Consider the following 21,658-nt stretch of genomic DNA (forward strand, 5'->3'; position numbering starts at 1 on the left):
ATTTTATAGGATAAAAAATGAGTTTTAAAGAGTATATTAAAGCAGTTGGAACAGGTCCAAAAGGTAATAGAGAATTAGAAAAAGAAGAGATTATTAATGCAATAGATTTAATTCTAAAAAGAGAGGTTAGTGATGCACAAATTGGTGCTTTTCTAGTTGCTTGGAGAACTAAATTTGAATCAATTGGTGAATTAAGAGGAACAGTTGAATCTTTAAAAAGCCATATGACTACAAAAAAAATAGAAAATTCTATGGAACTTGGTTATTCTTTTGATGGAAGAGTTAAAAATCCTTTCCTTTTTCCTCTATATAGTGATATTTTAGAAAAGTTTTATAAAAAGAATCATGATGTTGAAGAATTAAATCTTGTAATTTCAGGTGATTTACTTCAACCTGCAAAAAATGGTTTAACAATTAATGAAATTGTTGATTCTCTTGACCTAGGTCGATTTTTATTCCACTTTAATAGGATAGAATACCTAAATAAGTTAAGTAGTTTAACAGATTTAAGACATGAATTAGGATTAAGAACAGCTTTTAATACAGTTGAAAAACTTTTAAATCCAGGAATTAGTGATTATGGAGTTACAACAGCATTCCATAAACCTTATGTAAAAAAATACTTAGATATTTTTGGTCCTGATTTTAAAGAAGTAATTGTTGTTAAAGCTAGTGAAGGTAGTCCAGAAGTCTTTAAAGATGGTAAATATTGGAAAATGTTTGACGGTGAAATTGTTGAAACACCTTTTAGTTTAAAAGACTATGGTGTGACATATTCCAAAGATTTTGATAGAATTACTTTAGAAGAGGCTTTAAATATTGTTAAAAGCCCAGATGATGAGATTTTAAATATTGCAAAATTTAATGTAGCGTTATATTTAGTGTTTGCAAATAGAGTAAAATCTTTAGATGAAGCTTGGGAAAGGTTAAATTAATTTTACCTTTTTAAGCAAGTTTATAATATGCTTTTGGTCACAAAAGGCTAGGAATAGAAGATGTTAATTGATGGATATGGAAGAAAAGTAGATTATTTAAGAGTATCAGTAACTGAGAGATGTAACTTCAGATGTCAGTACTGTATGCCTGAAAAACCTTTTTCATGGGTTCCAAAAGAGAACTTATTGTCGTACGAAGACTTATTTAAGTTTATAAAAGTTGCTATTGATGAGGGAATTACGAAAGTAAGAATCACAGGTGGTGAACCATTATTAAGAGAAGGTCTTGATGAATTTATCAAGATGATTTATGATTATAAAAATGATATAGATTTAGCTTTAACTACTAATGGATTCTTACTTCCTAAAGTTGCTCAGAAATTAAAAGACGCAGGTCTTAAAAGAATCAATGTTTCATTAGATTCAATGAAACCTGATGTTGCAGCAAAGATTGCTCAAAAGAATGTTTTAGAAACAGTTCTTAAAGGTATTCAAGCAGCAGATGATGCTGGGCTTAAAATAAAAATAAACTGTGTTCCAATTCAAGGAATAAATGATGGTGATCTTCTTGAAGTATTAGACTTCTGTAAAGATAAAGGTTATCCAATCAGATTTATTGAATTTATGGAAAATCAACATGCAAAAGATGGGGCTAAAGGTCTTAATTCTGATGCAATTAAAAAAATAGTTTCTCAAAAGTATGAGAAATTTGATGAAGTACCAAGAGATACTAGTTCACCTGCTCAATACTATGCGATTGAAGGTGGATATCAATTTGGTATTATAGAACCTCACAAAGATGATTTCTGTGCGGCATGTAATAGAATTAGACTTACAGCTGAAGGATTTTTAATTCCTTGTTTATACTTTGAAGATGCAATGAGTATCAAAGATGCAGTAAGAGCTAATAAAGTAGATGAAGCAGCAGCAATCTTGAAAAAAGTATTAGAAACTAAACCAGAGAAAAATAAATGGTCTGATAAAGATGATAATGAAACATCGACAAGAGCATTTTACGAAACTGGCGGATGATTTAGAAGAGCCTTTGTGGCTCTCCTAAATGATAACCTTGAGAATAATCAATCCCTAAATCTTTAATAGTTTGAAGAACTTCTTCATTTATTACAAACTCAGCAATTGTTTTAATTTTTTGTTTTTTTGCAAATACAATAATTGATTCAACAACATGCCTACTATAATCATCTGTAACAATATTTTTAATTAATGAACCATCAATTTTTAGTATATCTGGTTGGAATTCTAATAATCTTTCGTAATTAGAATAACCACTTCCAAAATCATCTATAGCAATTTTTACTTTACCTTCTAATTTACTTTTCAAAATAAAGTCTTTTACTAATTCAAAATCTTTAACTTCTTCATCTTCTAATAATTCAAAAGTAATTCTTCCTATGTGTTCTTTTTTTGTGATTAATTTAAGTAATTGTTTTCTTACATGTTTACTTTCAATATCAGAAGAAGAAAGATTAATTGTAATCTCTTTATCTGTATGTTTTAAAGCTTTAAATGAATTCTCAATTACTAGTTCTGTAATATCAGAATAGTATCCTGTTTTTTTAGCAATATTTAAAAATTGGAAAGGAGATACAATATTTCCATTTTTATCAATTAGTCTAATAAGAGATTCATATTTGTCTATTTCACCGGTTTTATTATTAATAATAGGTTGGAAGAAAGATACAAAACTTCCTTCTTTTGCTAGGGCACTTTTGATCATACCAATATTTTTTAGTTTATTTCTAGCTTCTATTTGAGCTCTACTATGGAAATTTTTTGCATTAATAATAGGTATTTTATACTTTAATCCATGTTGAATCCCTAAATACGCATCATCTAATATATGTGTATCTTCGTAAGCAAAACTAATGCAAATATCTACATCATAATTAGTCTCTTTAAATGAAATACCAATTTGTTTAAATCTTTCAATAACTTCTTTTAGGATTTTTATTAATACTTTTTCATCATAAATTTCATTTTTAAGAAATGCAAATAAACCATTTGTTAGGTTATATACTTTTTTTTGATTAAAATTATGAGGGAAATAATTAAGAATTACTTGCTCAAATTCAAATTCAAAAGTATGCATTAATGTTTCAGAATAAAACTCTTTAAATAGATCATAATTAGCTATTTGTAAAAATATTAAAGTTGGTGTATTCACATAAGATAAATCTGCGATTAACTGTTTTTTTGGATTCATTACATCCGTAATATCATGTCTTATTCCAATAATCTCTTTTATATTTCCATTAATATCAATAATTGGAGAGATTGTTGCATCCACATAATAAGCAGTTCCATCTCTTTTTTTATTTTTTAAAATACCTTTGAATGTTTTATGAGCTTTTATTTTTCCCCACATATCTTCAAATATTTTTTTAGGCATATCTGGATGTCGTACAACCCTATGTGATTTTCCTAATAAGTATTCAAGTGAATAACCACTAATTTTACAAAATTTATCATTTGCTTCTTTTATAACCCCAGATGGATTAGTTTTACTAACCATATCACTATCATTTAATACTCTTTTGTACTCTTCTAACTCTTTTGCCTGAGAAGCTATTTTTGTAAGGTACTCACCTTGTTTTATATGTAAATCAGCTTTTAAAAGTATCTCTTCTGCTGAAAAAGGTTTTCTAATAAAATCAACGGCACCATGTTTTATTACGTGTGAATATTTCTGTTTATCTTCACTACTTGAAATTATAATAATAGGAATATCTTCTAGTTTAGGGTTGTTTTTGATTTTTTCTAATACTTCTATTCCAGATAAATTAGGCATTTCTAAATCTAATAAAATTAGATTTACTAAAGAACCTTTTTCTAAGTGTTCTATTCCTGCTATTCCATCTTTTGATTCAAAAATAGTATAGTTTTTCATTTCTAAAATATTTCGTATAGTTTTTCTTACAAAAGTAGAATCGTCAATGATTAATATATTTTTATTTTTATTATTTGATAAATCAATAATTAATTTATTAATATCTTTTATAAGGGTTTTCAGTGGGATATCTTTTGAGAAATAATCAACAACACCATGTTCAAAAAGATAGTTTCTTCGTTGAATATCTTGATTCCCAGATAAAACAATAATTTTTGGATGTTTTTCTTTTTGAGAAGAAAATTGTAAAATTAGTTCATCTCCTTCTCCATCTGGAAGGATCAAATCAAGTATTATATAGTCAATATTAGCATTCTCTTCAACTTTTTGAAGAGCTTCCTTTAATGTAAATGCTTGTAATATTTCGTAATCAGGATGTCGAAGTAAAGCAAATAACGTATTGTTATATGTCTTGGAATCTTCAACAATTAAGATTTTTGTCATCGTCGCCTCAAAAAATAATATTATATAAGTTTATAATTATAACATATATTTTATAGATAAACAGTATTAAATATATTTATCTATTATTTGTTTCTTTTCTTCTTTTTGTTTTTCATCCTGTTGTTTCTCAAAAACTTTAACACTTTCCTTTAGTAAAAGCTCTTGATGTGTTTTACTTGTCATTACAGAATTTAATGTCTCTAAATCTTCTTCTCTTCTATTTTGATTATTTACATTTTCATTAGTTGTTTCATTATTAGATCGTTGATCTTCTCTAAACTCTTTTGTAAAAAGATTTTTATCTAAAAGAATTAGAACACAATAAAGTTCTTCTTCTTCAATATTTTCATTGGCTTTTGTATTGTTATTTGATTTCATCCAATAAATCATAGTGATTAAATCATGGCAAGTATTTGAAATTAGATTTAACTCTTTTGCATAGGTGATTAATTTGTATTCATTTACATTTAACCATCGCTCTTTTAGATTATGTGCATTTTGATTGTAGTTTTTTTCTTCATGTATTTTTTCTAAAAAATTGTTAATACCAAAAAACTCTATACGTCTTTGAATATTAATAACTATAGTATTCCAAATAGCAAATAAACTATAAGAGTATTGCTCTAATTTAATAAGTTCAGCTACTTCTTTTATGGAATATATTTCACTTTCTTGAAGGCTAAATCTTGGATTTGATGGATTTGATAATAACTCTGGATATGTTGTCATTTTATCCTCCTTCATTCATTATATAAATTATACTTAAAAATGTGAGAAATTATGTGCAATATCCAGAACTACAATATTATTTACTTAAAATGCAATCTAAATTGTTAAATAAGTTAATAGTGTTTTTTTCAATTATCTTAGCTATATTTTTCAACTCATCATTAGAATTGTTTTCTGAGTTTTTATTTATATACTCTTGAAGATTTTTATGTAAATTTTCTTGACTTGTTTTTAATTTTGGCCAATATGAATTTTTTGTATAATCTTGATTTTCTAATTCACTTTGTATTATCCATTTACCTAGATTGCTTTGATTATATTTTTCTATTTCCCAAGGATTAAAAGTATTAAGTTTTGCAAAATTATTATCTTTGAAATTAATGTAATCATTTTTAAATGTTGAAAGTTTTTGTAATAAATCTAAATCTGAAACTTGATTTCTTATATCTTTATCTAAAATAGCTTTACTTGTAATATTCATAAGCCTTTGAGATAATAAAGAAACATCAGTTGATAAATTATCAATAGAAGAGGCTGTTGAAGCATTTTCTTGTGTCGTTTTATCTAATGAATTAACTACATCATTAATTTGATACATACCACTTTCTTGTTCTTTACTTGCTTGAGATACATTATGAATCATATCTTTTGTTTTAGATATTTTTTCATTTAGTTTTTCATAACCTTCAATCATTTGTGATGAGATTTGTTTTCCTGCATTTGATTTAGATGAAGCATCTTCTACTAAAATTTTAATTTCGCTTGCCGCTTGTGCACTTCTTGAGGCTAAGTTTCTAACCTCTTGCGCTACAACTGCAAAACCTTTTCCTGCTTCTCCTGCTGTTGCTGCTTCCACTGCTGCGTTAAGTGATAATATATTTGTTTGGAATGCAATTTGATCAATAATTTCAATTGCTTCACTTATATTTATTACTTTTTTATTTATTTCATCCATTGCTGTAGATGTTTTTGAAGCTAAAGAATTTCCTTGTATTGCAGAATTATTTAATTCATTTGATACCTCAGTCATAAGTAACACATTTTGATTATTACTTCTGATATTTTCTGTAATTTGCTCAATTGCAGCAGCTGTTTCTTCAAGTGATGCAGCTTGTTCATTAGAAGCTGTTGATAAGTCTTGAGAAGAACTTGCTAATACATCTGTTGATGATTTTAATTCATTTCCTGCATTATCAATCATTGCCATTAATGAAGATACATTTCTACCTAATAATTTTGATGATGTGTAAAGTGAACCAATATCTCCACATAATTCTTGTGTTTGAGACTCTTCTAAATCATATTTGAAATTATTAGAAGCATAGTTATCTAAGATTGTGTTTATACTATCAAGTCTATCTTTTGTATTTATAAGCATATCATTTATGTTTTTTCTTAAAGCCTCAACTTCTTTTGTTGCACCTTCTTGTTTGATGGTATAACAGAAGAAACCATTAGAAACTTTTGACATAATATCATCGATTTCTTCAACTACAAGTCTATCTTTTTCTATGAAATTTTGAGTTTTTATTATTTGCTCATTCATTTCACTTGTCATTTGTGAGAATTCATCACTCCCATTTACTTTTGAAATATCTATTTTGTCAGTTTCTCTTACTGCATATTTAAAAAATGAACTAAGTCCTGTCTTGAAGTTTTGAAGTGAATTAAGAATTGTTTGCGTAATAACTCTAGAGATAAGTAAAATTATAATTAAGCCCAAAATTGTAAATGAGGCTGTTATATATAAACTATTAGAAGAATTGTCTTTTAATACTTTAATATCTTTTGTTATCTTCTTCGAAATAAAAGAATCAATCTTATCTAGTTTTGCAATCTTTGTATTAAAATTTTTTATCCAAGAATTAATATCTATTCCAAAACCACCAATTGTATTAGTGTTTAGTGCTATATTTCTTAGCTTTTCAACTTCATCAAAAATCTCTTCTTTAATCTTTTTTTCATTTACTGTATCAGTATATAAACTAAGCATATCTTCTGTGGCATTTTTAAAGAATATATTCATATAGTTATTTTGTTCTGTGATTAGTTTTACAAATTCACTTTTTTGTTTATTTGTAAATCTGTTTTTTGAAAATGCATTAGCTCCAATTGCTCTCTCAATTCCAGCTCTCTCTTTTGCTAATAAAAAACCATAATAAGCTGTAATATCTTTATTCTCTTCTACTGTAGTAGCTCCATTAGAAATACTCCAAAATGTAGTAAGCAAATTTTGGTTTATTGATGAAAAATATTTATTTGATTCATTTTCACTTATTGAAAGTTTAGAGATTTTAGCTCTTACATCTTCTAATTTATCTAGTGTTTTAATAATAGATTTAATATCTTTTTTTACTTGTGTTGTAAGAAGATTTTTATCAATTGCTTTAATTGCATTATTAAGTTCTTTAATTCTAAAGTTTGTTTCAAATCTTTCATTTTTAAGCTTTTTAATAAACTTTGTACCATTACTTGCAATATATCCTGAACTAACTGCTATCTCTTTTTGTGTTGCATGTAATAAATCACTTATTCTTGTTGCAATTTCAAGTTTTTCAAAAAGTTTTAAATCATCAATTCTTAAGGAATAAGATAACTCACCTTCCATTTGTTTTAGAATATTTATTTTTTTAGTTAAGGTATCAAACCAGTGAATAGAGTTTATATTAAATCCACCTAACTCTTTTGATTCAAGAAGTGTTTCTCTCATTTGTTTTATATTAGTAATAGATTTATCATTTAAAGTCTTTTTTGTAAACTCTTTCATTTCTTTTGAAGCATATTGTAAATAATTACTTAGATATGAATTTTGTGAGGCGATAATATTGTTTAACTCAGATTGCATTCCTTTATGAAAGGCATCGTTTGTTATTGTATTCATACCAATAGCTTTTTCAATTGAAGCTTTTTCTTTTGCATATAAAAAAGAAGAGTAGGCTGTTAACTCTTGTGATATTTTAATATTATTAGACTCTTTTGCTGTAAGAACAGTAATATCTAAAAGTTTATTGTTAAGCCTTGAATAATAAGCCATTGTTTCATCAATACTTATATTGGATGTTTTTATTTTTTGTCTATGTGTTTGTATTTCATTTAAAAAACTATTAATACTTTTTGTAGCTGAAAAAAGTTTATTTGAGTAGTTTTTATATTCAATACTTTTTAGAAAACTTTTATAAATATTTATTTGTTTATCTGTTTTCTTTATCTGTCTTAGCAGTTTTTCTTTATTACTTGAATAAGTACTTGCATATTCTCTTTCGTTTTGTGTCTCTTTTAATACATAAGAAATATTTTTGCTAAGCTGATTTAATGTATCAATTTTATTCATGGTATCTACATTGTTATATGAATCATTTATTTTTATAAATGATAATATCATAAGGCCAATTATTGGAACAATTACTAATAAAAGTAATTTATTCTTTATATTTATATTCTCTAAATTCAAAAGTTTCATCTATTATCCCTCTTCCCTTAATAGTGAGCTTAGTATAAAAAAAACTTGTGTAGATATTATGTTAAAAAGAGCTTAAGCTTAATAAATTATTAAATATTACTTAGTGAGTTATTTATTATGTTTACTTTAATAAAACTGATTAATGAAACTTTAATGAAGCTTTAAATATAATTCGCGTCCACTTCAAATGGAAGTGAAAATTAACATATACCTATTAGGAGGTCAAGATGGCTTTAGATCAGGATTTAAAATCAGAGATTATAGCAAAGTTTGCAAAAAAAGATGGTGATACAGGTTCAGCGCAAGTTCAAATTGCAATTTTAACTGAGCAAGTTAAAGTTTTAACTGAGCACTTAAAAATCAACAAGAAAGATCACTCTTCAAGATTAGGTCTTTTAAAAATGGTTGGTAAAAGAAAAAGACTTTTAGCATACTTAAGAAGAACAAACTATACTGCATTTACAGAATTAGTTGCTACTTTAGGTATTAGAGCTAAATAATTTTTTAATAAATTATATTCAAAAAAGGGTCACAGTTTTCTGTGACCCTTTTTTTTTAGTTTAAATAAAATTTCCTAATTCACTTACTTTATAACGAATCTTAATAATACTTCATGTAAAATACAAGTAATAAAATATATCAGGATATAAATGTTATTAACAAAAAAGAGTGAATATGCACTACTTTCTTTGATTTCTATCGCTAGAAGCGACAATCCAAAGAATGTTGATGTACTATCAAGAGAGTTAAATATTTCAAAATCATTCCTTGCTAAGATAATGCAGAATCTAGCAAAACATGACTTAGTAGTTTCTCATCGAGGTGTAAATGGTGGATTTGCACTAAAAAAAGCATGGGATGAAATTACTATTTTAGAAATAACTATAGCAGCAGAAGAAAAGCTACCATCAGTATTTGAATGTTCTCCTTCTCTTGGCGATTGTCCAAGTCAAAGAGCTGAGCTTTGTACTATCTGGCCTTTATTAAATAACTTACAAAACAGAATTAATGGTTTTTTAGAAGAACTTACACTAAAAGATATTAGTTCATGACTTTATTTCATATTTCACATACAGATTTAGATGGCTACGGTTGTCATCTGATCACAAAAGAATACTTTAAAGAAGGATTTTTCTTTAATGCTAATTATGGATTAGAAGTTAAATTAAGTATAAAAAAAGTATTAGAAAAAATTGAAGAGTTTAAAGATGAAGAAATTCTTTTTTTAATTTCTGATTTAAACTTAACTTTTCAAGAATCAAAAGATTTAGATAAATCTATAAATGATTTAATTGAAAATGGTTTTAATATCAAATTACAAGTATTAGATCATCATGTAAGTGGACAAAAAAGTGCAGATAAGTTCCATTGGTATTATTTAGATACTACAAGATGTGCTACAAAAATTGTTTATGATTATATGTTCGAAGAATACAATGGGTTTGAATTAGAAACAGATCAATGGTTAAATCCTTTAGTAAATGCTATTAATGCAATTGATATTTGGTTAGATAATGAAGTGAAAAACTTTGAATTTGGAAAAGTATTATTAATGATGGTTTCTAAAGCTAGAGAAATTAATAATTCATTGTTCCCAAATTTAAATAGAGATTATAGAATTTATTTATTAAAACAATCAATTATGTATATTAATGAAAAAGATGGAAATATCAAATTAGATAATAATCTTCATTTTCTAAAAAAAGAGTTTTTAAGACTTGATGATAAAGATGATACTTTAGATAATCTAAGTGCTAAATATTTAGTTAAGACTTTAGATGATGTAAAAGATGATCTTACTGTAACATACAAGGGTCACAAGGGTTTATTAACTTATACTTTAGGTTCTATCTCGATTCCTGCAAATGCATTCTTAAAAGCTAATCCCGATTATGATTTCTTTATTGATGTTGGAAGAAAAGGAAATGCATCTTTTAGAGCAGATGGAAAAGTTGATGTTTCTGTAATGGCAGCAAAACTAGCAAAAGGTGGAGGTCATGTAAATGCCTCTGGTGCTAAATTTGATGATTTCAAAGAAACTATTCACTACGAAGAAATAAAAAATTACGTACAAAGAAAGCTAGATAAAATCTAGTTTTCTTTTCTCTTTTAAATACTTAACCTTATAATTATCTCCAAAGAACTACAAATTAGTTTAAAAAACAAATAAGAAATAAAATATTCCATAAGATTTGTGTGTTATAATATTTATTAATAACAAAAATAAATATGAAAAGGATATAAAAATGGAGTGTGAATTCCCAAGTGTAAATTCAAACAATGAAGAAATTATAGAGATATTTAAAAATACTAAAACAATTGCAATTGCAGGTCTTTCTCCTAATGAAGAGAAAGCTTCAAATAGAGTTGCAAAATACTTACAAAATGTGGGATTCAAAATTGTTCCAATTTACCCAAAAGAAGAAGTGATTCTAGGTGAAAAAGTATATAGAAGTCTAGAAGAAATTCCTTTTAAAATTGATATGGTTGATGTTTTTAGAAAACCAAATGCAATTGCAGCTGTTGTTGATGCTTGTATTGCAAGAGGAGATATTGATACGGTATGGACTCAATTAGGTTTAGTGAATAATGAAGCAGCTGCTAAAGCAGAAGAAGCTGGAATGAAAGTTGTACAAAACAAGTGTACAAAGATAGAACACGCAAACTTTTTTTAGTTTATAAATGCTTTAATTTAGATGATGGGTTGTTAAGTACTAATTTAGCAACGCATCCTAATTTGTTATCTTTCCTATTCTTTATAGATATTTTTGCTCTCAGGGCATCCGCAGCGTTCTTAGCAAGGAATAATCCAAGACCAACACCACTTTGATTACCAAATCTTTTAAATGGTGCAAATAAATCGACATTTTCATCAATTCCAACACCTTCATCAGTTACTGTGATAATAATCTTCTCTTTAGTCTTTTTAAGTCTAATGGCAATTGATTTATCATCAGGAGTGAATTTAATAGCATTTTGTACAAAGTTTTGTAGGATTTGATTAAATAGTGTAATTTGAATTGATGTATTTAAAGTATTAACATTTGAGAAGAATGTAATAATGATATTTTTTTGTGCACTTAACATTCTATAATCATTAGCTTTTTTCTTCATATATTCAACTAAATCTAAATCAATCATCTCTTCAAATTGCGCACCTTCAGCACGACCAATATCAAGAATAGATGAAATCATTTTATTCATATCATCAATTTGTTTTACAGTTAGTTGAAGTGTTTCTTCATATACTTCTATTTCTCTTTTTTTTCGAAGAGTCACTTCATTTTTTAATTTCATTACAGCTAGAGGAGTTTTTAACTCGTGAGCAGCTCCTATGAATAACTCTTTTTTAAACTTAACATATGTTTCAATTCTATTAGTAAGGGAGTTAATAGAATCAGATAACGAGTGAAACTCCATAGGTAAATCTTTTTTATCTATTTGAGTAAGAGATTTTTCATCCATATTTGATAATTTTTTATTGATCTGTAAAATAGGTTTTAATAATGACTTAGATACTACTAGTGAGTATATAAGCATAAGTAAAAAGCCAGGAATAGCTAGAATAAATAAGTTTTTGAAAATTATTGAATATAATAATTCACGCTCAAAATTAATATTTCTTTTAATTTCTAAGAATTTTCTTTTCTCCAAATCAAATGGATATAAAAGTTTAATATAGAAATTGTTTTCTTTTTTATATGTAAAAAATTTATGTGCTTTTAATTTTGGATTATTTACTAAATCAATAGATACATCATCATTTTGAATACTTTTGAAAGTATTAAAATTTATCTCTTTATTATAAGCTTGAGTATAAATCTTTTTAGCATCTTGTAGCATGTTTTTTTGGATGTTTTCGTAAATAGTACTTCTTGAGTACTCATAAAAAATAAATGAAAGTGTTATTATAAAAAGCGAAGTTGCTATTATAAGTTTAGTATAAAACTGTTTATAAATGCTCTTCGCTTCCATAATTCTAACCTAGTTAAGGAGTTTTGTTATTTTGTTTCTTCGTCTTTGTTATCAGGGTAACAGAATCTATAACCTCTTCTTCTAATTGTTTCAATAGTAGAGATATTTAATGGTTTATCCATTTTTTGTCTAATTTGGTTAATTGCAACTTCAATTACGTTTGGAGTTACTAATTCTGGTTCTTCCCAGATTGCGTCTAATAATTGCTCTTTAGATACAATTTGATCTCTGTGTCTTGCTAAGTGTGTTAAAACTTCAAAAGGTTTACCTTTTAATTCAATTTCTTCACCAGCATATTCAATTTTTTCTTCATCAGGATTGATTGATAATTCATCAATTTCAATTACATTTGTTCCACCGAATCTTAATCTAGCTTCAATTCTAGCTAATAAGATATCGAAATCAAATGGTTTTTTAATGAAATCGTCTGCACCAGATTTTAATGCTTCAATTTCAGATTCTTTATCATCTCTTGCTGATATGATTACAACAGCAGTTCTTGAACTTCTGTTTTTAACCATTTTACATAACTCTAAGCCATCACCATCTGGTAACATCCAGTCTGTTAATACTAAGTCATAGTTTCTGATATCAATAAAGTATTCAGCATCTTTGTAGTTTTCTGCGGCATCTACTTGATATCCAAAATCAGTAAGACCTTCTTGCAGTGTTCTATTTAAAGTTATTTCGTCTTCAATTATTAAAATTCTCATATATTTGGGTCCCTTAAATTTAAGTTAAGTTTAAATTTTGTCGGAATTGTACCATAAAAATTTACAAATTTAAAGGCTTTTTAAGGTAAATGTTGAAATTTCTTAAGAAAAGCTTGTTTCATGGCTTGAATGTTTTGGGTATTAATTGTTTATTAACTAAGAATGGTTACAATATGCCCATATAAATAATTAAGGAATAAAATGAAGAAGATAGTTTTAAGTGTTATAGCAACTCTAGCCTTAAGTACTGCTACATTAAGTGCTGCTGATTATTATGCAACAGTAGACGGTGAAAAAATTACAAAGAATGATATCGCTGTAGTTTTACAAGATCCAAGAATTAATTTTGAAACATTACCAAAAAGTGCTCAAAAACAAGTTTTAGAGCAAATCATTAATAAGAAGCTTATTGCAAATCAAGCATTTAAAGATGGTGTTGAAAATGATAAAGATTATAAACAAGCACTAGCTAAAGTTAAACAAGACTTAGCATTCCAAGTATGGCAAAAGAATCAATTAGAAACATTAAAAATTTCTGAAAAAGAACAAAAAGAATTCTTTGATAAAAATCAAGAAAAATTCCAAGTTCCTGCAAATTTAGAAGCTAGACATATTTTAGTAAAAACTGAAAAAGAAGCTAAAGCTTTAATTGCAAAACTTGATAAAGCAAAAAAGAAAGAAGATACATTTGTTGAATTAGCAAAAACTAAATCAGTTGGACCTACTGCACCTAAAGGTGGATATTTAGGTAAATTCCCAGCTAATCAAATGGTTCCTGAATTCTCAAAAGCAGCTCAAGAATTAAAAAAGAATACTTACTCTAAAAAACCAGTAAAAACTCAATTTGGTTACCATGTAATCTTCTTAAAAGACAAAATTGCAGCTAAATCATTATCTTTTAATGAAGTTAAAGGTAATATTTCAAAAATGTTATTAGGTAATGCTTATAACAAAAAAGTTAAGCAAATCGCTGACGATTTAAGAAAAAAAGCTAAAATAGTTATTAAATAAAAAATTCAAGGAGAACAATTTGGGTGTATTAGATGTAGTAAAACCAGGAGTATTAACAGGTAGCGAAGCAAAAAAACTTTTTGCTTATGCTAAGGAGAACAAATTTGCAATTCCAGCAGTAAACGTAGTAGGAACAGATTCAGTAAATGCAATATTAGAATCAGCAGCAAAAGTTAACTCTCCCGTTATTATTCAGTTTTCAAATGGTGGAGCTCAATTTTTCGCAGGAAAAGGTTTAAAAGTTGATAATGCAGCTATCTTAGGTGGAATCAGTGGTGCACAACATGTTCACACAATGGCTGAAGCTTATGGTATCCCTGTAATTTTACATACAGACCACGCTGCTAGAAAACTTTTACCATGGATTGATGGATTATTAGATGCAGGTCGTTCTCACTTTGAAAAAACTGGAAGACCATTATATACTTCTCACATGTTAGACTTATCAGAAGAGTCTTTAGAAGAAAATATTGGTACATGTGTTGAATACTTCAAAACTATGAGTGAACTTGATATGATGATTGAAATCGAATTAGGAATTACTGGTGGAGAAGAAGATGGTGTTGATAACACTGAAGTAGATAATGCTTTATTATATACACAACCAGAAGAAGTATGTTATGCATACGAGCAATTATCAGCTGTAAGTGAAAACTTCACAATTGCTGCTTCATTTGGAAATGTTCATGGTGTTTATAAGCCAGGAAATGTTGTATTATCTCCAAAGATCTTAGATAATTCACAAAAATTCATTGCACAAAAACACAATGTAGAAGCAAAATCAGTTGATTTTGTATTCCATGGTGGTTCTGGTTCTGAGCTTTCAGAAATTAGAGAAGCTATTGAATATGGTGTAATTAAGATGAATATTGATACTGATACACAATGGTCTTTCTGGGATGGTGTAAGAGCGTATGAGTCTAAAAATAGAGATTACTTACAAGGTCAAATCGGAAACCCAGATGGTGAAGATAAGCCTAACAAGTCTTACTATGATCCAAGAAAATTCTTAAGAGCAGGGCAAGAATCAACAATTGCTAGATTAGAAGTTGCTTTTTCTGATTTATGTTCTTTAAATAAAAACTAATATAAGAATGGAAGCGTAAAGCTTTCATTTTTATTATTTAGATTTTCTCTTTTTGTTTCTTGTTTTAGAAACTCTTTTCTCATTGATTTTAAAATTATATTGAATATACTTTTTTGTTAAAAATTCTGAACTACTATACATTTCATCTAACAAAGTTTTTACTTTCCAAACATTAATATTATCACGTTTACAAAGTTTCTTTTTTATCTCTAAATTGTTCTTATTATAGATATCAATGATTTTTTCGAAAGGAAAGTCTTCAAGGAAAGGATAGGTTGATAAAGACTTCCCGTATTCTTTTTTGTAGGAATATAGTAGACTGAATGCAAAAAGCTCTGGAATCCACTGAGAACCTGATGAAAGCTTAGTAGAAAATAGATTAGTTAAATATGTATAATATACTTTCATAGGTTCTAAGTTGCTTGCGATTTGTTTCATTAAAACAGATTGATTTTTATTCTTAAATATTTCAAACAATGTCTGCGTTGTTATAATATTATTATCAAGATATTTGTGGAGAGAACAAATGTGTTTTTCAATAAAATCTAATTCTTCTTGTTTTATCCCAACTATCAATTCATTTGATTTATTAATAAAGTCTTTAGTATTGTACTCTTTTAGCAAATGATGTATTATCATTAGCAAAGTATCAAGTTTTAACTTTTTCAAATTTGTTGATTGTGATTGTTTTAACACAATATTGAATTGTCTGTTTTTTTCCATAACCGTTCCAAAACTATATAACTTTAAATCTGCACATATTGTAGAGTTTTTTTTCTTTTTATTCTTCCTTTTTATTGCTAAATAAATTGTTCATTAGTGCTTATTTTATATAAAATTAATGCTATAATGCCATATGAAAAAAGAAACCCTACAAAAAAGAACTAAAATTGCCAATGATATTATGTATTATATTTATACACATATTGATACAAACATTGATATTGAGGACTTAAGTATCGACTTGGGTGTGAGTAAATTTCATATGCATAGAATTTTTAAAGATGCCTTTGGAAAGAATATATATGAAAGTGTAAAGTCTATTAGATTGCAAAAGGCTTCTAATCTTTTATTAACTAATAAATACTCAACTATTTCTAATGTAGCGAACTTATGCGGTTATTCATCGCAATCATCTTTTATTAAAACATTTAAAGATAGATTTGATATGACACCAAAACAGTGGAAAAATGGCGGATACAAAGAATATTCCCATAAGATTTTACAACAATCTGCTAAAGCCATGAGTTCAAAAGCAAATTTTGATATTAAACCAACTATTGTTAAAATGCCAAAAATGAAGAGTTTTTATATTAGAAACCAAGGCTATAATATCTCAATTCAAGAAACATGGCAAAAGCTTCATGTATGGACATTATCTAATGATATTAAAAACTATCAAGAGATTGCACTTTTTCATGATAATCCAACTATTACACCTTTAAATGAATGTCAATATATTGCTTGTGTAGTAACAGAAGATATAGAAGAAGTTAAAAGTGATAGATTACCTAACTTTTCCATCTCTGATGGGATATATGCAAAGTTTGATCTAAAAGGAAAACATGGGGATGTTCTAAAACTTATTCACTGGGTTTATCATGAATGGCTTCCTAATAGTGAGTTTGAAACTAGCACAAAACCTTCCTATGCTATTTATCATAAAAACAACTTTTTAAGTGAAGATAACGAATTTGAGTTAAGTTTTTATGTATCTGTAAAGTTTTAAAAAAATAGTCATAAAATATTACTTTATAACTAAAAAAAACGTATAATATTATTACAAAAAGGAAAACAAATGAATATAAAACTATCTTTAAAAAATATCAATAAAATAAAATCTGATATAGAACTTGTTTTTGTAAAAAACATAAAAAAGCTTTCAAAAGTTGAACAAAAACTTTTAAATAAATTATCTTTTTCAACAAAGGCTTTTGATACATATTTTGATGCAAATACTAATAAGTTTTATCTTGCTTGTGAAAAACAAAAAAACGAAGATTTAAAACTTGCTGTTTGTTCTGCAATTAGAGCTATTAAAAAACTAAATATCAAAAGTGTAAAATTATCACTTGTTCAAAATGATAAAGAGTTAAAAATTCAAGATTTAGTAGAAGGTTTAGAGTTAGGTTTCTATGAATTCTCTAGATATAAATCAGATGAGAAAAAGAAAAAAGAACTTCAAATTATTCTTTGTGCTAAAAACTCAAATGTAGCTATTGCTAATTTAGAAAAAGAACTTCATAATGCAAGAAGTATAACTTCAAGTGTTAATATGGTTAGAAATATAGTAAATACTCCTCCAGAGGATTATTATCCAGAAGTAATGGCAGAAGATGCTTTAATGATTGCTAAGAACAATGACTTACAGTGTTTAGTTCACGGAGAAGAGTATTTATTAGAAAATGGAATGAATGCTATGTTTAATGTAGGACGAGCTTCTAGACATGAATCAAAACTTATCCACTTAACATATAAACCAAAAGAGCCAAAAGGTAAAATTGTATTAGTAGGAAAAGGTCTTACTTATGATTCAGGTGGACTTAGCTTAAAATCTGGTGCTGGTATGGTATCAATGAAATGTGATAAAAGTGGTGGTTCAGCTGTTTTAGGTGTAATGAATACATTAAAAGACTTAGGATGTGAATATGAAGTTCATGGAATAGTTGGAGCTGTTGAGAATATGATAGGTGGTGATGCTTATAAACCTGATGATGTATTAAAAGCTAAAAATGGTAAAACTATTGAAGTTAGGAATACAGATGCAGAGGGTAGATTAGTTCTTGCAGATTGTTTATGTTATGCACAAGATGAAATAGAAAACATTGATTATATTTTTGATTATGCAACACTAACAGGAGCTTGTATTGTAGCACTTGGAAATCAAACAATTGGAACAATGGGACATAGTGATAAACTAAAAGCTAAAATGCAAAAAGCCTCTAATACTTCTGGGGAATTAATTGGATTACTTCCATTTAATAGATATTTACCGCCAATGTTAAAAAGTGGAATTGCAGATATTGTAAACTCTACAACTTCGCGAGCTGCTGGGGCTATTACAGCTGGATTATTCTTAGATAACTTTGTAAAAAAAGAGAATAAGAAAAAATGGTTACATTTAGATATTGCAGGTGCTGCTTATAGTGAAAGTCCATGGGGATATAATTCATTTGGTGGAACAGGTGCAGGAGTTAGATTAACTCTTGATTTTATTAAGAATTTAAATAAATAGTAGGTCTTGCCTACTATTTATTTTTTAATTAATTTTCTTGTAAAACAATAGGTTTTTCGTAAGATACATTGTATTTTTCAAAGATTTCTTTTAATAAACCTTTTTTATAATACTCTTCAATAAAACCTTCAAGTTCGTATCCTAAAGCTCTGAACTCATGACTAACTGCAATACCAATATCCCATTTTGATTTTACATAATCAATTTTTTTACTCATATAGTATTTATCTTGATTGTTTTTATAATCAAGAAAGTATTCAAGTTGTGATTTAAGTCCTGAAACAGCATTGATTTTTTTATCTTTTAAAGCATTACTAGCATCAAGTATTGATACATAATGACGTACATTTGCTTTTAGTTTTCCTTGGAAAGAATAAGTAAAATGCGCATCAGGTAGAGTGTCTAACTCAACTCCAATTGTATTAAATTGAAATTGAGCTAGGCTATTAACTTCAGGTATTTTTTCTTTATCTGTAGCAATTACCCAACTTTCAGCATGATATGGTGCTTTCATAACTACTAATTCGTTAGATAATTCTCCAGTTGATTTATCTCTTTGCCTAATAAATTTATAATCAAATGGTACACGAAGCATAACATCTGCTTTAGTTTTATGGATAAGGTGACCTTTCCAAATTACATTTCTTAAATCATCTTCTAAATTCTCATCAGAACCAGTCCAATACCACTTTGGTTTTACATTTAAAGATTTAGCTAGAAGTTTGCCCAACTCAATATCTATACCCTTTGCAACACCATCTTCCATATATGAGTATGGAGGAAAGTTTTCATAGATTGCAATGATTATTTCATCTGAATCATGAATTTCTTCAAGTGATCTTGCACTTAATGATGACAATAATAAAGTGATTAGAAATGCAATTTTAAAAAACATATCTTATAAATCATCCGTTGGTAATGTTTCAATCCATGATCTAATTGACCAAATAGCTTCAGGAGATAATACTTCTTTAAATGGAGGCATATATACATTTCCATTTCTTACTGCTCCATCTTTTACTTTATTAATAAAATATTCATCAATATCATCATCAGCTGCATCAAGAGCTCTTAAATCAGGAGCAACACCACCTGAAATAGCACCTAATCCGTGACATCTAGCACAGTTTGTATTATATGCGCTTTTTCCAATTTCAATAGCTATAGCATTTTCTCTTAATGGATTAACAATTACATCATCTGCAATTTTTTCTAATCCTTTAGTTTCTACTGGTTGTGGATTAACATCTCCATGTGAAAATGCTAATGTTGTAACTGCTAATAGTGATAAAGCAATTTTATTTATACTCTTCATAGTCTCTTCCTTTTTCTTTTATATTGAAAGTATATAATTACTTTATAGCCTGATTATAGCGGGTCTGCAGAAATTTAGAATGCTATAATCAAGCTATAAAACTCCATTATAATAATTAAAATTATGAGGAGTTATTATGAAAATTAAATCATTATTTATTATGATGTTTTTATTTATTAATGTTTATGCAAATCAAACATTAAAAGTAGGTGTTTTAGCATTCGGAACAGTTAACTGGGAATTAGATGTAATAAAACACAATAAACTAGATAAAAAATATGGTATTGATTTACAAGTAATAAAACTAGCCTCTAAAAATGCAGTATCAATAGCAATACAATCAAAAAGTGTTGATATTATTGTAACTGATTGGATTTGGGTAAATAGACAAAGGTTTGAAGGTAGAGATTATACTTTTTATCCTTACTCAAGAGCAATAGGTGCTTTATATACAAGTAATAAGGATATTAAAACACTATTAGATTTAAAAGGTAAGAGATTAGGAGTATCGGGTGGAAGTGTAGATAAGACTTGGTTACTTTTTCAAGCTTATACAAAATCAAAGTACAATCAAAATCTAAAAAAAATAGTTGATCCAGTATTTGCTGCACCTCCAATTTTATATAAAAAAATGTTAGATAAATCCTTAGATGCTTCTATTAACTTTTGGCATTTTAACGCAAAATTAAAAGCAAAAGAGTTTCGAAAACTAATTGATGTTCAAGAGGTATTTAATACTTTTGATATTAGAAATGATGTTCCTTTAGTTGGTTGGACTTTCTCTCAAGAGTTTGCAAAGAATAATAAACAAACTGTGAATAACTTTTTACAAGCTTCATATGAAGCAAAAAAACTTCTTAACTCTTCTGAGTCTCAATGGGATAGAATTAGAACTTTAATGAAAGCAAAAAATGATAATACTTTCAGGGCTTTAAAAGAGGGTTATAGAAATGGAATTGTAAAAGAATTCTCTGCAGATGAAAAAGAAGCAGCTTCAAAAGTATTTGAGCTTTTATACAAAGAAGGTGGTAAATCTTTAGTAGGTAAAAGTACCCATTTAGATAAAGATACTTTCTGGGATTTTAATCCAGATATTAACTGGTAAGAATTATGCTTTCTTATTCAAGAATTCTTTCTTTAAGTTTTTTCTTTATTTCATGGCAAGTATTAGCAATATTAATTGCCTCTGATACTTTTCCAACTGCCATTGATGTATTTAAAAGCCTTTTATTTCATTTATTTGAAGGAGAATTACTTGAACATCTTTTTATTACTTTAACTAGAGTATTAATAGCTTTTTCTATTGCAATGAGTTTAGGAGTATTCTTTGGTATTTTAATGGGCTCTTTTAAAAGAGTAGATAATGCCTTTGATACTATTTTAGTAATTGGACTAAATATTCCAGCTTTAGTAACTATAATCATTTGTTACATCTGGTTTGGGCTTACAGATACAGCTGCACTTTTAGCTGTGATAATAAATAAAGTACCTACAGTAATTGTAACAATAAGAGAAGGTGCTAGAACTATTGATAGAAAATATATGCAAATAGCTCAAATTTACAAAGTATCAAGATTTGAGACTATCACTAAAGTATATTTACCTCAAATTTATCCATATATAATGGCTAGTGCTAGAACTGGTTTATCTTTAATATGGAAGATTGTATTAGTAGTTGAGTTATTAGGTAGAAGTTCAGGAATGGGATTTCAGTTATCAATGTTTTTCCAGTTCTTTGATATTACTAGTATTATGGCTTATTCTATGGCTTTTATAATTGTGATTTTATTTATTGAAACATATATTTTAAGACCCTTAGATTTAAAAGCTAACAAGTGGAGATAAG

Annotated in this window: 20 protein-coding genes; 12 read left to right on the top strand and 8 right to left on the bottom strand. The window is 27.3% G+C overall.

Features of this window, described 5'->3' with window-relative positions:
* Positions 1-17: 17 nt before the first annotated feature.
* A complete protein-coding gene (locus tag ALEK_RS02935) occupies positions 18-935 on the top strand; it encodes a glycosyl transferase (protein WP_071626308.1) in 918 nt (305 codons plus the stop codon).
* A 60-nt stretch (positions 936-995) separates the two neighbouring features.
* On the top strand, positions 996-1,967 hold the full coding sequence (gene moaA / locus ALEK_RS02940; protein WP_071626307.1) for a GTP 3',8-cyclase MoaA: 972 nt from the start codon (positions 996-998) through the stop codon (positions 1,965-1,967).
* Position 1,968: 1 nt separating this feature from the next.
* Here moaA and ALEK_RS02945 read toward each other — a convergent pair whose 3' ends face one another.
* From ALEK_RS02945 to ALEK_RS17755, 3 genes are all read right to left on the bottom strand, one after another.
* Positions 1,969-4,287, bottom strand: coding sequence for an EAL domain-containing protein (locus ALEK_RS02945; protein ID WP_083574611.1), 2,319 nt, complete (start codon positions 4,285-4,287; stop codon positions 1,969-1,971).
* A 66-nt stretch (positions 4,288-4,353) separates the two neighbouring features.
* Positions 4,354-5,016, bottom strand: coding sequence for a hypothetical protein (locus ALEK_RS02950; protein WP_071626306.1), 663 nt, complete (start codon positions 5,014-5,016; stop codon positions 4,354-4,356).
* Positions 5,017-5,092: 76 nt separating this feature from the next.
* Entirely contained in the window at positions 5,093-8,476 is a 3,384-nt protein-coding gene (locus ALEK_RS17755; RefSeq protein WP_071626305.1) for a methyl-accepting chemotaxis protein, read from the bottom strand.
* A 227-nt stretch (positions 8,477-8,703) separates the two neighbouring features.
* Here ALEK_RS17755 and rpsO point away from each other — a divergent pair, with 227 nt between their 5' ends.
* The 4 genes from rpsO to ALEK_RS02975 all read left to right on the top strand — a co-directional run bounded on the left by rpsO (position 8,704) and on the right by ALEK_RS02975 (position 11,151).
* The gene (rpsO, locus tag ALEK_RS02960) at positions 8,704-8,976 is read left to right on the top strand and encodes a 30S ribosomal protein S15 (RefSeq protein WP_071626304.1); all 273 of its coding nucleotides are present in this window, start codon (positions 8,704-8,706) and stop codon (positions 8,974-8,976) included.
* A gap of 150 nt (positions 8,977-9,126) precedes the next feature.
* Positions 9,127-9,528 carry an Rrf2 family transcriptional regulator gene (locus tag ALEK_RS02965; RefSeq protein ID WP_071626303.1) on the top strand — a complete coding sequence of 134 codons (402 nt, stop codon included), beginning with the start codon at positions 9,127-9,129 and terminating at the stop codon, positions 9,526-9,528.
* Positions 9,525-10,571 carry a DHH family phosphoesterase gene (locus tag ALEK_RS02970; protein WP_071626302.1) on the top strand — a complete coding sequence of 349 codons (1,047 nt, stop codon included), beginning with the start codon at positions 9,525-9,527 and terminating at the stop codon, positions 10,569-10,571. Before ALEK_RS02965 ends, ALEK_RS02970 begins: the two co-directional genes overlap by 4 nt.
* Positions 10,572-10,722: 151 nt before the next feature.
* The gene (locus ALEK_RS02975) at positions 10,723-11,151 is read left to right on the top strand and encodes a CoA-binding protein (RefSeq protein ID WP_071626301.1); all 429 of its coding nucleotides are present in this window, start codon (positions 10,723-10,725) and stop codon (positions 11,149-11,151) included.
* Between the two features lies 1 nt (position 11,152).
* Here the strand turns inward: ALEK_RS02975 and ALEK_RS02980 are convergent, their stop codons facing one another.
* Together ALEK_RS02980 and hsrA are read right to left on the bottom strand one after the other, a co-directional pair.
* The gene (locus tag ALEK_RS02980; protein WP_071626300.1) at positions 11,153-12,451 is read right to left on the bottom strand and encodes a HAMP domain-containing sensor histidine kinase; all 1,299 of its coding nucleotides are present in this window, start codon (positions 12,449-12,451) and stop codon (positions 11,153-11,155) included.
* Positions 12,452-12,477: 26 nt separating this feature from the next.
* A complete protein-coding gene (hsrA, locus tag ALEK_RS02985) occupies positions 12,478-13,164 on the bottom strand; it encodes a homeostatic response regulator transcription factor HsrA (RefSeq protein ID WP_071626299.1) in 687 nt (228 codons plus the stop codon).
* 201 nt (positions 13,165-13,365) lie between these two features.
* Between hsrA and ALEK_RS02990 the strand changes: the two genes are divergently transcribed.
* Together ALEK_RS02990 and fbaA are read left to right on the top strand one after the other, a co-directional pair.
* Positions 13,366-14,175 carry a foldase protein PrsA gene (locus ALEK_RS02990; RefSeq protein ID WP_071626298.1) on the top strand — a complete coding sequence of 270 codons (810 nt, stop codon included), beginning with the start codon at positions 13,366-13,368 and terminating at the stop codon, positions 14,173-14,175.
* Positions 14,176-14,194: 19 nt separating this feature from the next.
* On the top strand, positions 14,195-15,262 hold the full coding sequence (fbaA, locus tag ALEK_RS02995; RefSeq protein WP_071626297.1) for a class II fructose-bisphosphate aldolase: 1,068 nt from the start codon (positions 14,195-14,197) through the stop codon (positions 15,260-15,262).
* 33 nt (positions 15,263-15,295) lie between these two features.
* Here fbaA and ALEK_RS03000 read toward each other — a convergent pair whose 3' ends face one another.
* Positions 15,296-15,985: a hypothetical protein gene (locus ALEK_RS03000; RefSeq protein WP_071626296.1), complete on the bottom strand. Its 690-nt coding sequence runs from the start codon at positions 15,983-15,985 to the stop codon at positions 15,296-15,298.
* Between the two features lie 133 nt (positions 15,986-16,118).
* On the opposite strand from ALEK_RS03000, the gene ALEK_RS03005 reads away from it, so the two are divergent.
* The gene (locus tag ALEK_RS03005) at positions 16,119-16,991 is read left to right on the top strand and encodes an AraC family transcriptional regulator (protein WP_071626295.1); all 873 of its coding nucleotides are present in this window, start codon (positions 16,119-16,121) and stop codon (positions 16,989-16,991) included.
* Positions 16,992-17,060: 69 nt separating this feature from the next.
* The gene (locus ALEK_RS03010) at positions 17,061-18,497 is read left to right on the top strand and encodes a leucyl aminopeptidase (RefSeq protein ID WP_071626294.1); all 1,437 of its coding nucleotides are present in this window, start codon (positions 17,061-17,063) and stop codon (positions 18,495-18,497) included.
* A gap of 28 nt (positions 18,498-18,525) precedes the next feature.
* Here ALEK_RS03010 and ALEK_RS03015 read toward each other — a convergent pair whose 3' ends face one another.
* Positions 18,526-19,392, bottom strand: coding sequence for a substrate-binding periplasmic protein (locus ALEK_RS03015; RefSeq protein WP_071626293.1), 867 nt, complete (start codon positions 19,390-19,392; stop codon positions 18,526-18,528).
* Positions 19,393-19,395: 3 nt separating this feature from the next.
* Complete coding sequence (gene pedF, locus ALEK_RS03020; RefSeq protein ID WP_071626292.1) at positions 19,396-19,812, bottom strand: cytochrome c-550 PedF; 417 nt, start codon at positions 19,810-19,812, stop codon at positions 19,396-19,398.
* A 136-nt stretch (positions 19,813-19,948) separates the two neighbouring features.
* Here pedF and ALEK_RS03025 point away from each other — a divergent pair, with 136 nt between their 5' ends.
* Together ALEK_RS03025 and ALEK_RS03030 are read left to right on the top strand one after the other, a co-directional pair.
* Positions 19,949-20,917 (top strand): ABC transporter substrate-binding protein, encoded by a 969-nt coding sequence (locus ALEK_RS03025; protein ID WP_071626291.1) that lies wholly within the window; start codon positions 19,949-19,951, stop codon positions 20,915-20,917.
* A 5-nt stretch (positions 20,918-20,922) separates the two neighbouring features.
* Positions 20,923-21,657 carry an ABC transporter permease gene (locus tag ALEK_RS03030; RefSeq protein WP_071626290.1) on the top strand — a complete coding sequence of 245 codons (735 nt, stop codon included), beginning with the start codon at positions 20,923-20,925 and terminating at the stop codon, positions 21,655-21,657.
* Position 21,658: the final 1 nt, after the last annotated feature.

The organism is Poseidonibacter lekithochrous (assembly GCF_013283835.1).
Lineage (GTDB): Bacteria > Campylobacterota > Campylobacteria > Campylobacterales > Arcobacteraceae > Poseidonibacter > Poseidonibacter lekithochrous.

Excerpts from the sequence above, each read along its gene's own strand:
- ALEK_RS02935 (WP_071626308.1), top strand. The coding sequence starts at position 18 with ATGAGTTTTAAAGAGTATATTAAAGCAGTTGGAACAGGTCCAAAAGGT.
- moaA (WP_071626307.1), top strand. The coding sequence starts at position 996 with ATGTTAATTGATGGATATGGAAGAAAAGTAGATTATTTAAGAGTATCA.
- ALEK_RS02945 (WP_083574611.1), bottom strand. The coding sequence starts at position 4,287 with ATGACAAAAATCTTAATTGTTGAAGATTCCAAGACATATAACAATACG.
- ALEK_RS02950 (WP_071626306.1), bottom strand. The coding sequence starts at position 5,016 with ATGACAACATATCCAGAGTTATTATCAAATCCATCAAATCCAAGATTT.
- ALEK_RS17755 (WP_071626305.1), bottom strand. The coding sequence starts at position 8,476 with ATGAAACTTTTGAATTTAGAGAATATAAATATAAAGAATAAATTACTT.
- rpsO (WP_071626304.1), top strand. The coding sequence starts at position 8,704 with ATGGCTTTAGATCAGGATTTAAAATCAGAGATTATAGCAAAGTTTGCA.
- ALEK_RS02965 (WP_071626303.1), top strand. The coding sequence starts at position 9,127 with ATGTTATTAACAAAAAAGAGTGAATATGCACTACTTTCTTTGATTTCT.
- ALEK_RS02970 (WP_071626302.1), top strand. The coding sequence starts at position 9,525 with ATGACTTTATTTCATATTTCACATACAGATTTAGATGGCTACGGTTGT.
- ALEK_RS02975 (WP_071626301.1), top strand. The coding sequence starts at position 10,723 with ATGGAGTGTGAATTCCCAAGTGTAAATTCAAACAATGAAGAAATTATA.
- ALEK_RS02980 (WP_071626300.1), bottom strand. The coding sequence starts at position 12,451 with ATGGAAGCGAAGAGCATTTATAAACAGTTTTATACTAAACTTATAATA.
- hsrA (WP_071626299.1), bottom strand. The coding sequence starts at position 13,164 with ATGAGAATTTTAATAATTGAAGACGAAATAACTTTAAATAGAACACTG.
- ALEK_RS02990 (WP_071626298.1), top strand. The coding sequence starts at position 13,366 with ATGAAGAAGATAGTTTTAAGTGTTATAGCAACTCTAGCCTTAAGTACT.
- ALEK_RS03000 (WP_071626296.1), bottom strand. The coding sequence starts at position 15,985 with ATGGAAAAAAACAGACAATTCAATATTGTGTTAAAACAATCACAATCA.
- ALEK_RS03005 (WP_071626295.1), top strand. The coding sequence starts at position 16,119 with ATGAAAAAAGAAACCCTACAAAAAAGAACTAAAATTGCCAATGATATT.
- ALEK_RS03010 (WP_071626294.1), top strand. The coding sequence starts at position 17,061 with ATGAATATAAAACTATCTTTAAAAAATATCAATAAAATAAAATCTGAT.
- ALEK_RS03015 (WP_071626293.1), bottom strand. The coding sequence starts at position 19,392 with ATGTTTTTTAAAATTGCATTTCTAATCACTTTATTATTGTCATCATTA.
- pedF (WP_071626292.1), bottom strand. The coding sequence starts at position 19,812 with ATGAAGAGTATAAATAAAATTGCTTTATCACTATTAGCAGTTACAACA.
- ALEK_RS03025 (WP_071626291.1), top strand. The coding sequence starts at position 19,949 with ATGAAAATTAAATCATTATTTATTATGATGTTTTTATTTATTAATGTT.
- ALEK_RS03030 (WP_071626290.1), top strand. The coding sequence starts at position 20,923 with ATGCTTTCTTATTCAAGAATTCTTTCTTTAAGTTTTTTCTTTATTTCA.